General features: G+C 39.9%; 17 protein-coding genes. 12 read left to right on the top strand and 5 right to left on the bottom strand.

Features of this window, described 5'->3' with window-relative positions:
• Positions 1-139 precede the first annotated feature (139 nt).
• Entirely contained in the window at positions 140-952 is an 813-nt protein-coding gene (locus SJY16_RS17095; RefSeq protein WP_377891075.1) for a GNAT family N-acetyltransferase, read from the bottom strand.
• A 175-nt stretch (positions 953-1,127) separates the two neighbouring features.
• On the opposite strand from SJY16_RS17095, the gene SJY16_RS17090 reads away from it, so the two are divergent.
• From SJY16_RS17090 to SJY16_RS17075, 4 genes are all read left to right on the top strand, one after another.
• Complete coding sequence (locus tag SJY16_RS17090; protein WP_377891074.1) at positions 1,128-1,547, top strand: organic hydroperoxide resistance protein; 420 nt, start codon at positions 1,128-1,130, stop codon at positions 1,545-1,547.
• 235 nt (positions 1,548-1,782) lie between these two features.
• A complete protein-coding gene (locus SJY16_RS17085; RefSeq protein ID WP_377891072.1) occupies positions 1,783-2,016 on the top strand; it encodes a hypothetical protein in 234 nt (77 codons plus the stop codon).
• A gap of 160 nt (positions 2,017-2,176) precedes the next feature.
• Positions 2,177-2,929, top strand: a complete 753-nt coding sequence (locus SJY16_RS17080; RefSeq protein WP_377891070.1) for a class I SAM-dependent methyltransferase — start codon at positions 2,177-2,179, stop codon at positions 2,927-2,929.
• Between the two features lie 85 nt (positions 2,930-3,014).
• On the top strand, positions 3,015-4,625 hold the full coding sequence (locus tag SJY16_RS17075) for a BCCT family transporter (protein ID WP_377891068.1): 1,611 nt from the start codon (positions 3,015-3,017) through the stop codon (positions 4,623-4,625).
• A 47-nt stretch (positions 4,626-4,672) separates the two neighbouring features.
• On the opposite strand, the gene SJY16_RS17070 is transcribed toward SJY16_RS17075, so the two are convergent.
• On the bottom strand, positions 4,673-5,482 hold the full coding sequence (locus tag SJY16_RS17070; protein WP_377891066.1) for a ZIP family metal transporter: 810 nt from the start codon (positions 5,480-5,482) through the stop codon (positions 4,673-4,675).
• Between the two features lie 237 nt (positions 5,483-5,719).
• Between SJY16_RS17070 and nei the strand changes: the two genes are divergently transcribed.
• The 5 genes from nei (at position 5,720) to SJY16_RS17045 (ending at position 10,013) form a co-directional block, all read left to right on the top strand.
• On the top strand, positions 5,720-6,541 hold the full coding sequence (nei, locus tag SJY16_RS17065; RefSeq protein WP_377891064.1) for an endonuclease VIII: 822 nt from the start codon (positions 5,720-5,722) through the stop codon (positions 6,539-6,541).
• Positions 6,542-6,623: 82 nt separating this feature from the next.
• Positions 6,624-7,649 carry a phosphotransferase enzyme family protein gene (locus SJY16_RS17060; protein WP_377891063.1) on the top strand — a complete coding sequence of 342 codons (1,026 nt, stop codon included), beginning with the start codon at positions 6,624-6,626 and terminating at the stop codon, positions 7,647-7,649.
• Between the two features lie 160 nt (positions 7,650-7,809).
• The gene (locus SJY16_RS17055; RefSeq protein ID WP_377891062.1) at positions 7,810-8,505 is read left to right on the top strand and encodes a Na-translocating system protein MpsC family protein; all 696 of its coding nucleotides are present in this window, start codon (positions 7,810-7,812) and stop codon (positions 8,503-8,505) included.
• Between the two features lie 165 nt (positions 8,506-8,670).
• Complete coding sequence (locus tag SJY16_RS17050) at positions 8,671-8,862, top strand: hypothetical protein (protein ID WP_377891060.1); 192 nt, start codon at positions 8,671-8,673, stop codon at positions 8,860-8,862.
• A gap of 341 nt (positions 8,863-9,203) precedes the next feature.
• On the top strand, positions 9,204-10,013 hold the full coding sequence (locus SJY16_RS17045) for an MBL fold metallo-hydrolase (RefSeq protein WP_377891058.1): 810 nt from the start codon (positions 9,204-9,206) through the stop codon (positions 10,011-10,013).
• 85 nt (positions 10,014-10,098) lie between these two features.
• On the opposite strand, the gene SJY16_RS17040 is transcribed toward SJY16_RS17045, so the two are convergent.
• Positions 10,099-10,299 carry a cold-shock protein gene (locus SJY16_RS17040; protein WP_377891056.1) on the bottom strand — a complete coding sequence of 67 codons (201 nt, stop codon included), beginning with the start codon at positions 10,297-10,299 and terminating at the stop codon, positions 10,099-10,101.
• Positions 10,300-10,643: 344 nt separating this feature from the next.
• On the opposite strand from SJY16_RS17040, the gene SJY16_RS17035 reads away from it, so the two are divergent.
• From SJY16_RS17035 to SJY16_RS17025, 3 genes are all read left to right on the top strand, one after another.
• A complete protein-coding gene (locus tag SJY16_RS17035; protein ID WP_377891054.1) occupies positions 10,644-11,456 on the top strand; it encodes an STAS domain-containing protein in 813 nt (270 codons plus the stop codon).
• 166 nt (positions 11,457-11,622) lie between these two features.
• Positions 11,623-12,258, top strand: a complete 636-nt coding sequence (locus SJY16_RS17030; protein WP_377891052.1) for a YczE/YyaS/YitT family protein — start codon at positions 11,623-11,625, stop codon at positions 12,256-12,258.
• Between the two features lie 115 nt (positions 12,259-12,373).
• Positions 12,374-12,931, top strand: a complete 558-nt coding sequence (locus SJY16_RS17025; RefSeq protein ID WP_377891050.1) for a class I SAM-dependent methyltransferase — start codon at positions 12,374-12,376, stop codon at positions 12,929-12,931.
• A 57-nt stretch (positions 12,932-12,988) separates the two neighbouring features.
• Here the strand turns inward: SJY16_RS17025 and SJY16_RS17020 are convergent, their stop codons facing one another.
• Positions 12,989-14,092, bottom strand: coding sequence for a M24 family metallopeptidase (locus SJY16_RS17020; RefSeq protein ID WP_377891048.1), 1,104 nt, complete (start codon positions 14,090-14,092; stop codon positions 12,989-12,991).
• 33 nt (positions 14,093-14,125) lie between these two features.
• Positions 14,126-15,514, bottom strand: coding sequence for a sodium:solute symporter family protein (locus SJY16_RS17015; RefSeq protein WP_377891046.1), 1,389 nt, complete (start codon positions 15,512-15,514; stop codon positions 14,126-14,128).
• Positions 15,515-15,790 lie beyond the last annotated feature (276 nt).

Raw genomic sequence — 15,790 nt, 5'->3', positions numbered from 1 at the left:
GTCAGCTTGATGACAAAGAATATAGCAATCATGGAATGTTAATATAATTAAATGAAGGTAGACAGAGGTTGGTAGAATCGAAGCAATCTAGTTTGAAGAGGACATGCTAGAAAGCGGTCCCCAGAAGGGACCGCTTTCCTTATAGACTCATAGCATAATTGGTTTCAAAAATAGACATCGTCCACTTTTCGATATCACGAAATCCGATACGTTTATAGATGTTGCCGGCTTCAGGGTTATCATAAAAAAGACAAAGGTCTTTGCCTTCTGTTAATACGTCATAACATAATTTCATCATGCATTTTGTTGCATATCCTTTGCGCTCGTAACCAGGGCGCGTACATACTCCAACAACCATAGCAGATTGAGAGTTTTCTGCAGCAGTTGAAGCGGCCGAAACGACTTGTCCATCGAGTGAAATAAAGTAGGTTCTAGAAACCCCTTTTTCTAAATTCCTCTGTTTCTCTTCTACTGTTTCGGAAGAGTTGAACTCATCGATGCTATTGTGAAGCGCGTGAATGCTAGCGATGTCTTCAGATTTTGCAACTTTTACTTCATCTAAATTCGCGAGTGAGAGCTTTTCAACATTGTCGCATTTAGCATAATATAACTTCCTCTTGGATTTAGATGGATGTTTGATATAAGCTTCGACCTGCTCTGTTACATGTTCTAAGCCTGACACCATTAGGAAATCCTCGTCCTCTGAAATAATTGAGGCCAAGCCTTCAGCATCAAAGTCATTCGAAGCAAAAGGAATATAATTCTTTTCATACTTCATGAGAACAGCACGTAGTTCCCCATCATCAGAAAAGTCGCCCCACAGCTTTTGGAATGGTTGATCGTAGCCGAAAGCTTCAATATCTCCAAGAATAAATAAATTCTCTGCGGCATATGGCGTTAATAAAGAAATGCACTCCTTATGGTCACCTTCTGTTAATCTTCTAATCATCATAATGGCCTCCTTACCCTTCTTTAAGAAGCTATTTTACAGTAGATTTTTCAAAAGTAAATCTTTTTCCCACAAAAAATAAATCCTAAATGAGAGCGCTTTATCAGAATGATTAGTTTAAGAGTTGCGCCTTAGAGGTAAAGAGAGGGTGTATACTTATTTAAGGAGATGATGTTCGATGAGTAAAGTATTTTTCACTTCAAAGGCAACTGCTGAAGGCGGTCGTAACGGAACAGTAAAATCTTCTGATGGTTTGATCGACATGAATCTTGTTATGCCTACAGAAAACTCTGATGAAAAGGGTACGAACCCAGAGCAACTATTTGCAGCAACGTATTCTGCTTGCTATGATGGTGCACTAAATCTAGTAGCTTCGAAGAAGAAGAAAGAAATCGAATCAAAAACGACTGCTGAAGTTAGCTTCTTAAAAGATGAAACGGATGACGGATTTAAAATTGGAGTTACACTTAACGTTGAAGTTAAAGGTGTTAGCCAAGAAGATGCAGAGATGTTAACAAAGGAAGCACATCAGGTTTGTCCTTATTCTAAAGCAACGCGCGGCAATGTAGATGTTGAAATTAAAGCGAACGCCGTCTAAATTAAGTTGATTATCATACAGGCTGTCGAACTCGACAGCCTGTATTTTTTATCTCAACATTAATATGGAGTAAAGGACAAAGAATCAGTTTAAGGATAACGTATATAATCATTTTTAATTTTCAGGGTTAGAGATCAGTTTTTCCAGTTTAGTTTATTTTCTAAAGGGAATGCAAACCGTAAACCCTGCTCCCTCCAGGAATTCAGGTTATTTTAGTTGAAAGGGGAAAGGAGTCGTGAAGCAATCCGTAGGGACGTTCAACCACAGGTATTCGGTGGTACTTTATCAGACAGAAACAGCTGTAAAAAAGTCTAAAACGATGTCACAGAAGAATGTCGATATTCGGAAGCTGTCACAGATGACTGGTTTTTCAGAAGAACAGATTCTAGAGGCGATGGAATTCGGAGACCCTTCATTCAAACTTAATCGGCCATCTCTTCCAAAGCAAAATATCCATTTGCAAGTTTGAAAGATAAACGTTTGGAGGGACGGGGGATTAACAAACAATAAAATTATTTCACAAAAATGAAATCGGCCGATGAGCCGATTTTTTTGTTTCTCATTAAAAGGGGTAGAATGGAAGTTTGTCGAATGAGTTTTAGTAGAGAAATGTAAGTGGAGGCATGTCTATGGAGAAAACAGAGGATATCACAACGAATGCTGATCTTATGAAGCTACTGGATTCGTTGTTAAGGGAACCTGAAACATTCTGGAATCAGTTTTATGAAGATCGAGAAAAGCCGATACCATTTTTTGAGCACGTACCCGATGAAAATCTTGTTTCATACATAAGTGACTATGCGATCCCTCATGGTCGAGTGCTCGAAATTGGCAGTGGTCCAGGTCGGAATGCCATTTATCTTGCTAAGCAGGGCTTTCAAGTAGATGCGGTCGATTTGGCACAAAAGGCAATTGATTGGGGGAATGAGAGGGCGAAAGAGGAAGCGGTTGAAGTGAATTTCATCCATAGCAGTTTATTTGATCTCGAAGTGGAACCAGAACGTTATGACCTCATCTATGATTCGGGGTGTTTTCATCACCTTGCACCTCATCGAAGGATAAGTTACCTCGATTTCATCCAAAAAGCATTGAAGCCTGAGGGGTATTTCGGATTAACATGTTTTGTCCCAGATGGGCCACTTGGTGGAGCGGTTATAAGTGATCGTGAAGTGTATGAAAAGCAAACCTTGAATGGTGGGTTAGGTTATTCAAAAGAAAGACTACGTTCACTATTCAATAGGTTTGATCCTATTGAGATGAGAGAAATGCGAGAGACGCAAGATCCGACATTGTTCGGTGTTAATGGATTAATGACGGCATTATTTAAGAAAGAGAAAAGGAATAATCTGAATGGTTCGAAAACTGTGGTTAGTTCTATGTAGTAAAAGGGTACTAATATTTAGGAGAAGTTGTTACATAATTTGAAAGTTAACTGAAAAACGTTGTGATTCAGTTGGAAAGGACGGGATGATGGATAGAAAAAAAGCATATCAAAAGGGACCAGTTTTCTGGGTTTCAGCAGTTGTAATCTTATTACTCGTTGTGTGGGGTGCAGTCGTACCTGATTCGTTTGCTTCAGTGGCAAACAGCGTTTATTCATTTACAACGAATGCGTTCGGATGGTTTTACTTACTTTCTGTCGTGTTCTTTGTTTTGTTCTGTATGTATTTAGCAATTAGTAAGTACGGTAAAATTCGGCTTGGGAAAGACGGAGAGCGTCCGGAATATCCCTTCTTCACCTGGATTGGAATGTTATTTAGTGCAGGTTTTGGTGTTGGACTTGTGTTCTGGGGAGTAGCAGAACCGATGACGCACTTTGCAAATCCTCCAGCTGGTTTTGGTGTGGAAGGAGAAACGGAACAGGCGGCAAAGCTTGCGATGAGATACTCCTTTTTCCACTGGGGGGTTCACCAATGGTCGGTATTCACAGTCGTTGGACTCGTAATGGCCTATTTTCAATATCGTAAGGATCGAAAGAGCTTAATAAGTGAAACGATCTCAACAGGTACTCCAGATAAGAGGAAGAAATCCTGGAGAGGAATCATCAATATTCTTGCTGTTATCGCAACAGTGATGGGGGTAGCGACATCACTTGGGTTCGGTATCCTTCAAATTAATGGCGGATTGAACTACATGTATGATCTTCCGCAAAATGCGACGATTCAGATCGTGATTACACTAATATTGCTCGTTTTGTATATGACTTCATCTACAACGGGCTTGAATAAAGGAATTAAGTACTTAAGTAACTTGAACCTTGCCCTTGCATTAGGGTTGATGCTTTTTGTGTTATTTCTAGGGCCAACGGTATTTATTCTTGAAAGTTTCACGGTTGCAGCTGGGGGCTACATTCAGAAGTTTATTGAGATGAGCTTCTATATGACTCCATATGAAGGCGGAACATGGGTGAAGGATTGGACCGTATTCTATTGGGCTTGGGTCATCGCATGGTCTCCGTTTATTGGATCCTTTGTAGCGAGGGTGTCGAGAGGACGATCGATTCGAGAAATGATTTTTGGAGTATTGATCGTACCCCCTTTCATCGCGATGGTATGGATTGCTGTTTTTGGTGGAGCAGCGTTTCACCTTGATCTGTTCCAAGGAACAGCAATTGCTGATGCAGTAAATGAAGATGTTACGAGTGCGCTTTTCGTTACATTGGAAGAGTTTCCGTTAACGACGATCCTTTCAACTCTTTCAATCTTTTTGATCTGTATTTTCCTCGTCACATCTGCTGACTCAGCAACATTTGTTCTAGGTATGATGACATCAGATGGTGACTTGAATCCAACGCTTTTCTCAAAGCTCGTGTGGGGAACGCTTATTGCTGCAATTTCTGCAGTATTGATCATTAGTAGTGGATTGCAAGGCTTACAGACAGCATCACTTGTTTCGGCCTTACCGTTCACCGTAATCTTGATTATTATGTGTTTTAATCTCTTTAAATCTCTGAGACGGGATGCAAAGTCTTATGAGGTAGAAAAAGAAAGAAATCTTCTAAACAAATTACAATCTACATCGAATAAACAAAAAACAAAAATAAGTAGACAGTCGAATGATGATACGCCACATAGGTAACGGGAATCAAAAACCCCGTGTAAACGTTTGTTTACACGGGGTTTTTATTATCCTAGTGCTACGTCAAGAACCATCATGACTGAGAAGCCTACTAACAGTGACATCGCAGCGAGTTGAACGTGGCCTTTTTCTTGTGAACCAGGAATAACTTCTTTTGCTACAACGAATATCATTGCCCCAGCTGCAAAGCTTAATGCATAAGGGAGAAGAGGTTGGATGACGATGACAGCAAGCGCTCCGACCACAGCAGCCATCGGTTCGACCATCCCTGAGAATTGACCATAGAAGAAGCTTTTCTTCTTTGACATTCCATCCCGTCTAAGAGGCAAGGAGACCGCCGTTCCTTCGGGGATATTTTGAATACCAATTCCGATTGCAAGTGCGATTGCGCCAGATAGCGATGCTGTGGAGAAATTAGCAGCAAGTGCACCGAAAGCTACGCCGATTGCAAGTCCTTCAGGGATGTTGTGCAATGTTAGTGAAAATACAAGCATTGCAGTACGGTGTTTTGCTTTTTTATCTTTGATGTCTTTAAAATACAAATTCTCATCGATCATAGGTAGGATACGGTCGACTAATAGTAGGAATACGCCGCCTAGTAAAAAGCCTACTACAGCGGGAATGTAACCAGGGACTCCCTGTTCTTCCGCCATTTCAATTCCTGGGCTCAATAGTGACCAGAAGCTTGCGGCGATCATGACGCCTCCTGCAAATGCGAGCATCGAATCAAACAGTTTCTGATTCACTGTTTTTGTGAAAAAGACTACAGCTGCACCAAGAGCTGTCGCTCCCCATGTAAATATTGTGAAAATTAACGCTTGGAAAACTGGGCTTAAATCCATAAACCAGTTAATCATCGTTAAGCCCTCCTTTTATAATCATTGTTTTCATATCCACATATTTTTTGCATATAGGAAAAATCTATACATCACAGTGTAAACGGCTTGTTTCCTCATTGTCAATATAAAGGCTTAGTTTACAGAAAGCAGTACAGAAACCTGGCATCTCCCTACCAATGCGAGAGTGAATCCGTTTTATTAATTCAGATAGAGGGAAGATTTTACAACATGATAAAAGAAAGAAGGGGACGCATTATGCCAGAAGGTCCAGAAATAAGACGCGCTGCCGATCAGGTAGAAAAGGCGCTTAAGAGTAGATCAGTAATGGAAGTGAAATTCGCTTTTGAGCATTTAAAGGATTATGAATCAATGCTTGAAGGTGCTGAAGTCGTGCGAGTAGATACGAAGGGAAAGGCGATGCTGATCCGCTTCAATAATAACGTTACCATTTACTCTCATAACCAGTTGTACGGGAAGTGGTATGTAAGAAATGCATACAACTACCCAAAGACGAATCGACAGTTACGCCTCGCTATTCATAATGAAAAGAAATCTGCGTTACTATACAGCGCATCTGATATAGAAGTTTTGAGGAATGAAGAAGTGGCTCATCATCCCTTTATCTCTAAAGTAGGCCCTGATCTCTTGAGTGAAGACGTAACGATTGATGAACTAAAGGAACGATTTACATCAAAACGTTTTTATCGAAAAAAATGGTCGTCACTATTGCTAGATCAATCGTTTGTTGCAGGTATTGGAAATTATTTAAGAAGTGAAATCATGTATGTGGCAGGTATTCATCCAGACTTAAGGCCAGTTGATTGTACCGAAGAAATGATTGAAAAAGCAGCAGAAGCTACCATTACGTTAGTTGAACGATCTTATAAACATAAAGGAATTACGAATGACGTGGAACTCGCCAAGAAGCTTAAAAGCAAGGGAGAAACGCGTCGTCAATATCGACATTGGGTCTTTAATCGAGAAGGGGAGCCATGTCGAATCGATGGAACTGAAGTTAAGAAAATCATGGCAGGATCAAGAAGATTATATTATTGTCCTACATGCCAATCAAAGTAAACGAGCTTAGAAGGTCGTCGTTTTATTGAAGGAAAAGCGTTAGTGAGTGGTGAAAGGTTAGAAAAGAAGGAGAGGTGTACAAATGGAAGCACGTGTTGAGAAATGTTTTAGTGAATCGGTCTTACTAAGCGCGATGGAGAAGTTTGGTGCGAATAGCAATAGCTTCAGAAAACTAGGAGATTTTGAGAACTATGTATTTGAAGTATTCATTGGGAATGACCCATACATCCTAAGATTAACGCATATTTCACACCGTTCCAAACAAGATGTAGAAGCTGAAATACATTGGATTAACTTTTTGTATGCCCATAACATAAATGTAGCAAGAGCCCTACCCTCGAGTGGTGGGAATGTCGTTGAAGCAATCGACGTTGAGTATGGATCCTTTTTTGTATCTCTATTCGAAAAGGCTCCTGGTCGACAATTGAAGAAAAATGACACGTTATATCAACCTGCACTCTATGAAGTTTGGGGAAGAACGATTGGGCAGATGCATCGTGTGACAAAGGATTATCACCCCTTAGACCATTTGCGTGAGCATTGGGATGAAGAAGACTTGGTACAATTTGAAATGTATTTATCGGAAGAACGGGATGAAGCGATCATACGTAAAGGAAAAGCATTAGTAAAGGAGATTCAGACGCTCCCAAAAGAGAGAGAGTCATATGGACTCGTTCATTCTGACATCCATGCAGGAAACTTTTTTTATGATGAAGGAGACATTCATGTATTCGACTTCGATGATAGCGCGTATCATTATTTCGTGAGTGATATTGCGATTCCCCTCTACTATACCGTATGGGGAGAGTTTCAAGGTGAAGATCGAGAGACAAGGGCACAGTTTGCGGAAGAATTCCTTTATTTCTTTTTAAAAGGGTACGCAAAAGAAAATAAGCTAGAGCCAGAGTGGATAAAGAAAATGCCGCTTTTCTTACGGTTGAGAGATTATAGTCTTTATACAGTCCTACATAAAAAGTTTGATGTCGCTAACATGAGTGAAGCTGAACAACGTTTGCTACATCAAATAAAAGATCGCTTAGATGAGGGAGAACTGATCGCTGAACCCTCTTATGAAAAAATTCTCGAACGTCTTGCACTTGGAGATTAGAGGATTACTTTTATATAAATGAGGGAAATGAGACTGAAGTACTACATTTGTATTCTAAACGGTCATATAAGAGCATACCCTTTCATTCTTGTGGAAAGAATACTATAATGAAAATTGGACTGGGAATAGAATGTTCTGGTCTCAAAAGAGGATGGACATAATGGAACCAAAATCAAAAGAAGCTGAAATTTCAAGTTATGTAGGTAAACTTCTGCGCGATAATTTCGGGAAAGGCCCCTCATCTGTCTTCGTTTCGATCGAAGAACCTTATATCACGATTTATTTTCGTGACTTTTTAGCACCGATGGAGCGGGTACTTGTTGATCAAAAAGAACACAAGAGGGTCGAGGAGACTCGAGATCTTTTAATGATCAAATTGTTTCCTGAAATAAAAGCGTCATTGAGTGTTATAGCTGATATAAATATTGAATCTTTCTATCATGATTGGTCACTTACAAACCGTACTGGTTTGTTTCTTGGAGTGATGGATCAAAGCCAGTGTGATGAAGATCATATACCTGGCGGTTATGATACGAAGGAAAAAATCCATGAAGAAATTGCACGGATAAGTAGGCAAGCAGAAAAAATTCCTGAACAAATCGACTCTTGTTATTTAAATGAACGAACGATTGTCGTCATTAGAAATGGAATTTTAGTACGTATTGAAAAAGAACTCATCCGAGATGGGCTTGAGGAAAGTCTTAAATTAACCAAACGACGACTTGAAAAAAGTCTGATGCATAACAATAATTTTGAATCTATCTTATCAACTGAAATCCAGGATATCTTTGTAGACTGGGATTTCAATCAAGATAAAAGTTATATTGTTTTCATAGTGAAACCATATAAAGTATAGGTGGAAATGAGCTGGGCAATAGAACCAGACATAAGCCGAAAGGACCCCGGTTTGGGGAACTTTCGGCTTTTTTGTTTTTTTGTGAGGTTTTTCTAATCCTTGAGCTTCTAACAACTAGAAGAAGTGGTGAAACAAGTCCTAGATATCAAAGGAGGAGAAAAAAGAATGAAATATTTAATAGACCATTCGAAAAAGGTGATTCATAGAACGACTTTTGCTGGGGATCAATGCGAATTTCATACAACTCCCATAGACAAGCGAGAAGGAACGCTAGATAGCCCTTATCTGGAGAAGTTAGTAGCGGAAAAGTCGTATAAAGTTTGTGACGTGTGTAGTAGCAGTATGATAAAAGAGTAAGAGTAAAAGGAAGACGCCTTATTATAAGGCGTCAGGTTTACATAAAAGTGTTTTTTTATAAAGCTCTTTTCGTGAATATTGTTGCTATATGAGTGAGGGGATGCTGATCCTCTTCGGCGCACATAGACATTGCGCCTTAAAGGTCTCACCAGTCCCGCAGGAGGCGAATAGCTTCCGCTCCAATCAGCTAAATGTGTTTCTATATACAAAAACTTTTTCAAAAGCAACAATGTCTACGAAAATAGCCTTTTAGAACAAAAGGATTAATTTATCATTTATTAGTAATATTTGAATAATTAGTATATAATTCCCTAGTAGTTATGGAAGGGAGAGAGAATGAAATGGATCGATTTATTTGTACCACGTGTGGAACGCAGTACTCGCAGGACAAGCCTGATTCCTGTACTATTTGTAAGGAAGAACGACAGTATGTAAATCCAAACGGTCAAGAATGGACCACTCTTGAAAACATGAGGGAGGGTGACTATCAAAATCAAATCATTCAAGAGAAACCTGGTCTATATAGCATTACAACTTCTCCTTCATTTGCAATTGGACAAACAGCATATGTCGTTCAGGCGAATGGCCTGAATATATTGTGGGATTGCATCACTTATTTAGATCAACAGACAATCGATGCGTTACATCAATTAGGGGGAATCGATGCAATTGCAATATCGCATCCACATTATTACTCCACTCAAGTTGAATGGGCTGAGGCATTTGATGTGCCAATTTACCTTCACGAAGATGATCGAGGGTGGGTGATGAGAGATAGCAACCACCTATCATTCTGGAGTGGGGAAGAATTGGAGCTTTGTTCAGGTGCGAAGATCATTCGTCTTGGTGGGCATTTTAAAGGAGGCGCTGTTCTGCACTTTGAAGGTGAGGACACTGGTACACTATTGACTGGTGACATTATTCAAGTTGTTGCAGATCAGGAATGGGTGAGCTTTATGTATAGCTATCCTAATTTGATCCCTTTACCTGCTACTAAAGTGCGCGACATGGCTGAACGTGTACAATCCTTACCGTTTAAGCAAATCTATAATGCCTTTCATAAAAAAGTTCATAATCATGCAGATCTTGCTGTTCAGCGTTCAGCGGAACGAACTATTATGGCGTTAGAAGGAAAGTTATTTCATACATAAAGAAAAGCACGGCCTAGGCCGTGCTTTTTCTATTATAAACAGAAAAAAAGCTTTCCCGAATGGGAAAGCTTTCTGTATCTACTAGTTACGCTTTAGTAACGTTAGTAGCTTGAGGTCCGCGGTTACCTTGCTCTGTTTCGAAAGTAACTGTTTGACCTTCTTCTAGAGTTTTGAAACCTTCGCCTTGAATTGCAGAGAAATGTACGAATACGTCGTCTCCACCTTCAACCTCGATGAAACCGAAACCTTTTTCTGCGTTAAACCATTTTACTGTACCTTTGTTCATGTGTAATTCCTCCAGTGCTATTCGCACAAATATTACTATTACTGCTCTACATAATGATTCAAGATGTAAGGTCTCTTAAGGAGCTTATTCTAAACTAATCATTGACCCGAACAACAATAATTAACCTTAGTATAACATGTGTAAATAATAATGCAAGTATCAAAGTGAAAATGCTTTTGATGAAAGGGATGAAAAATTGGGTGGCGCGTACTCCGCGCAATCAAAAAAAGATTAGCTTTCTCGAATATATTTACAGTACTTTATTTTCAAAAACGTGGTAATGTAAGCTTATATCGTTATTTTATCAATTATTTTTCAAACTATTATTCGGAGGTATAATCAAAATGCCTGTAAACGAACCGATTCTTAAAGAAGAAGTATTGTTGATAGGAAGAAAGCTAGAAGAGTCAAAGTTAGAAATGGCGAAAGAATTGGCCCCTGAAGAGAATGAAACTGAAGAAGCATTACGCTTACGGGTAGAGTTATTACAATTATTTGCGGACGGCTTTATCATTGGGTACGATGCTACACGACCTCGTATTGAGCAGTGGGGAAAACAAACTGGGGAATTAGCAGTACGTTTTGAAGTAGAGTTAGATGCCTCTTTAAAGAGTACTTCTGGATTCAGAAATATGATTTGGAATAAGATCGAAGAAATTAGCAATGAAGAAGGTATATCTTTAAAAACGATATTTGAAGTAGCACGAATTATCGATCCCCTTTTAGATCAGGTCGTGTATGCATTTAGTTCTGCTTATGTAGAAGCGTATAGGGATGACATCGATAAAGCGAGGGAATCGTTCCTTGAGCTTTCTGCTCCGATCGTTCCTATTCTTGAAGGTGTTGCGATTCTGCCTATTATTGGTGACATCGATACGTACCGTGCAAGTTTGTTACTTGAAAAGTCACTTGAAGGAGCTACGTCTAAGAACTTGTCCCATTTATTTATTGATCTTTCAGGAGTCAATATTGTCGATACGATGGTTGCCAACAACATTTTCAAAATAATCGATTCATTAGAATTGATTGGAGTTAAAGGTATTTTGGCTGGAATCAGACCAGAAGTAGCCATGACAATGGTTTCGTTAGGGATCGAATTTAAAGGTGTTCAAACTCACAGTACGCTAAAACAAGCTTTGGCAAAACATATCTTATAGAAATGAAGAGAGATGCTGCCTCAAATGAGGTGGCATTTTTTTCATGTTTTATTTTCGTTAAAGTGATTGACGTGTAAATTAATCGCTAATAAAATGGGGAACGAAAAATTTGAAGAACAGCCTCTGTTATCAAGTTTTTAAACTTAGAGGAAGGGAGGGAATCGTAATGGCTTATCGGATTACGGTTTACCTTCTAGGTATGTTCATAAACTTCTTTGGTGTAGCATTGATTATTCACGCTACCATTGGAGCAGGGTTCTGGACATCCTTTTTTATTGGAGTGTCGGACCTATTTGGATTAACTGTTGGTTTTTGGTATGGTGTATTTCAGTTTCTGATCATCTTTTTGAATGGATGGTTAATGAAGCAAAACCCAGAATTCAAGGCACTATTGCCTGTTTTTTTAGAAAGCTTTATTCTCGATTTTTGGTTAGAAATTGTGTTCGCTTCTGTTGATTTGTCAGCAGCACCTGTGATTATAAAAGCTCTAACGCTTGGAATGGGATTATTTACGATTGGACTTGGTGTCGCCATTTATATCTTGCCTCAATTCCCAAGAGCACCAGTCGATCAACTGTTTCTAGCAGTCAGCGCTCGTTTTAACCTTAGTCTTAGAATGGGACAAACGCTCGTCGCTGTAGTAGTTGCGTCTCTTGCTGTATTGATCGGAGGACCTGTTGGCATAGGTACAGCCGTACTCGTCCTATTTCTTGGACCAGTTATTCAAATGTGGTATACAAGAGCTTATCCGATGTATTATATGCTTAGACCAGAAAATGCTCCGCATGAAGAATATTTATAATTTGTACTCAAGCAAGCGTTCCTGTTGTGTAGCAGAGAACGCTTTTTTTAGTGGGCGTGGTATAATAATTGAATTGAAATACATCATTTAGATAATTCTAAGGAGGTTTATGAATATGGCAGGAAAGCGATTTAAACCAGGGAAGGCAGACCGACTGCTTGATCCAAAGCGAAAGGAAATCATTTCACCAGAGCAGGTCATCTCTACTCTTCAATTAAAAGAAACGGATCATGTCGCTGATTTGGGAGCAGGCAATGGATACTTTACGTTACCGTTGGCTGAAGCAGGAGAAAAGGTGTATGCGGTAGATATCGAAAAGCAGATGTTAGACTTGCTGAGAAATCGTGCAAGAGAACTGGACAATATCGACTATATTGTAAGTGATCTAGAGAATATTCATTTACCTGACCATGTTGTTGATAAAGCGATCGCAGCCTTTGTTATTCATGAAGTTCCCGATCTTACGAAAGCTTTCGCAGAGTTTAAAAGGATTATTAAACCGGGGCACCGACTACTCGTGTTAGAGTGGGAGAAAATTGAGATGGATATGGGGCCTCCTGTTCATGAGCGAATGTCTTCAGAGGAAATGAAAGAAGTGTTTATCGCGAATGGGCTAGAGCCCGATGTGCATGTTTATCATGAAGCCGTGTACGGAATATCGGCAATTATATAAATTTAAAACCTTCAATAAACAAAAGGAACGGCTCATTACGAGCCGTTCCTTTTGAAATTAATTACCTACAATCTGTAGTTCTTTCGGGTATTTTGTTAATGTTTCACATCCATCAGATGTAACAAGAAGATCGTCTTCGATACGCACACCGCCGATTTCAGGTACATAGATGCCTGGTTCAATCGTGTACGTCATACCTTCTTGTAAGAGACTATCGTTGTTTTCGCTCATTGAAGGGTATTCATGAACTTCAATACCGATACCATGACCGATTCGGTGTGGGAAGTGATCCCCATAGCCACCGGCTGTGATAATATCGCGCGCTTTTTTATCGAGATCACCGAGGCGTGTACCTGGTTTCGAGATCGCTAGCGTTTCAAGCTGAGCGTTTAGGACGATATCATAGATTTCTTTTTGTTTATCATTTACTTCTTTATACGCGACCGTACGCGTGATATCAGAGCAGTAGCCATTCAGTACAACGCCAAGGTCGAACAATACGAGATCACCTTTTTTTAGCTTACGGTCTCCTGGGTTACCATGTGGTTGTCCAGCCTTTTCACCGAAAAGAACCATAGTAGAGAAGGACATTTCACGAATGCCTTTCTTCTTCAATTCAAATTCGATTGTTGCGAGAACTTCCATTTCTGTAACACCTTCACGAAGCGCTTTGACTCCTGTTTCGACACCGAAGTCAGCAAGCGCAGCTGCGTCCCGAAGGACCTCGAGCTCACTTTCATCTTTAATTAAGCGAAGCTCGTTCAACTTTTCTTCGGCACTTGTGAACGTTAGCCCAGGGTAACGTTGCATGATTTGCTCTGCACGTTCATAAGCGAGCGTTACTTTTTCGATAGCAACATGATTTGCTTCAGTGATGCCACGTTCTTTAAGAGCAGTATGGATAAGCTCCCAAGGGTTGTCAGCATCTCCATGACCGATAATGTCATGCTTCCATCCTGCATCTCTCGCTTGAGAAACTTCCATGCCAGGTGTTACGAGGAACGGCTCTTGGTCAGGGAATACGAACAGACCAAGTAAACGCTCATGAGGGTCTGTATGGAAGCCTGATAAATAAAAGACGTTTGAAGGAGTATGAACAAATGCGAATGTTTGTCCTGTTTCCTTAAGCCAGTTCGAGAAATTTTCTAATCGTTGATTCATTCGGACCACAACCTTTTGAGGGTATTATGTTTCTTACTTACCTTTTTTTGAAGTCACAAGCGTCACGACAATGAGTACGATGACTGCGACTGGTACGGCAAATAGAACGCTGTTCAGATCAAATGGTCTTGCTAAAGGAATTTCCCAGACAAGTGTTGTTACAACACCAGCAATCATGGAAGAAATACCACCATAGTAGTTCACTCGTTTCCAGAAGAAGACGGCTAGTACGGCAGGTGTGATTCCCGCACCATATACAGTGTAAGCATACATTTGAACGGATAATACTGTAGGGAAAAAGCTGATGATGACATAAGCGAGTACACCTAGAATAACGATGAACCACTTGGTCATATTCAACAGTTGGCGATCTGAAGCGTCTTTTTTGACGTACTTCCCAACAATATCATACGTTACGTTCGTTGCAGCTGACAATAGATACGAGTTCCCAGTTGTAATGATAAATGCGGTAGCAGCGGTTAAAAGAATACCACCTACTACGGTTGGCATAGCAACGGTTGTTGCCATGAGGGCCATGCCCGGATCGATGTCAGGAAAGATCGAGCGTGAAGCGAATGCAATTAATGCAATTGTAGGTGAAATGAGTAACATCGCAACAAGCCAGCCGATTTGTGCTCGCTTTGACGATTTATCTCCGCTTGAAGATGCCAGACGTTGATACATGTTCTGGTCTGCAAGTAATAAGAATAGAGACGGTAGTAAATATCCAAGCAATTGAATATTTGATAACTGTCCGCTAAACGTTAGGTGGTCACTCGGTACATTTGCAATAATTTCATCCCAACCACCAGCAATAACGAAAATGGTCGGTAATGTAACACCAAGACCAACTACCATTAAGATTGCGCTGATTGCATCTGTTGGAGCTACTGAACGTAGTCCTCCGATTGTAGCAAGAAAAATAATGAGAGCGGCTCCGACGATTGTTCCAAGTTCAACTGAAATTCCTGTCGTTAAATTAAGAATAAATCCAAAGCCTTTCATTTGATAGGAAACAATGCCGACATAGGCAAGAATAATGATGATTCCTGAAAGCATACGAGCGAACTGGCCATACTTTTCTTCGAGGATAGAAGAGACGGTATATTTACCAAATTCACGAATACGTGGAGCGATGAGGTAAAGCGTTCCGATACCAATCAATGTTGGAATCGCCATCAAAAACGCTGGGATAATTCCATAGCTATAAGCCATAGACGTTTCACCGCCCGAAATACTTCCACTACCTGTCCATGTTGCTAATAATGTACCCGTAAGTACGAGTGCTCCGAGTCCTTTTCCAGCAAGAATAAAATCCTCACTACTCGAAACCTTCTTAGAAAAGTAAATTCCTAAACCAACCATGAGAGCGCCATACGCGACGACAAACCAGAGGAGGTTCGGATTATGTGTAATTTCCATTATGCCACTTCCTTGTTGTGTGATTTTCTGCGGTGCGCACCGTTTTTTATCCTATCATAAGAAGTGCGTATTATAAAAAAAGGACCAACCGCCGTATGGAAACGATTACTAATTATCATTAGGATTCACAAATAAAATAAAACTATTAGCATGGTTATATGGAAAAATAAATATTATTTTATCTTAATATGGAAATATTGAAGTACTTTAGTACTCATTTACACTTTGTGTAAGCGGTGATAAAAGAGCTATTATTGCGAATTTTACCTTTGTTTT

Source organism: Alkalihalobacillus sp. R86527 (assembly GCF_042466185.1).
Taxonomy (GTDB): domain Bacteria; phylum Bacillota; class Bacilli; order Bacillales; family Guptibacillaceae; genus Guptibacillus.
The sequence above is the reverse complement of the archived record's forward strand: the minus strand, read 5'-3'. Positions and strand labels throughout refer to the sequence as shown.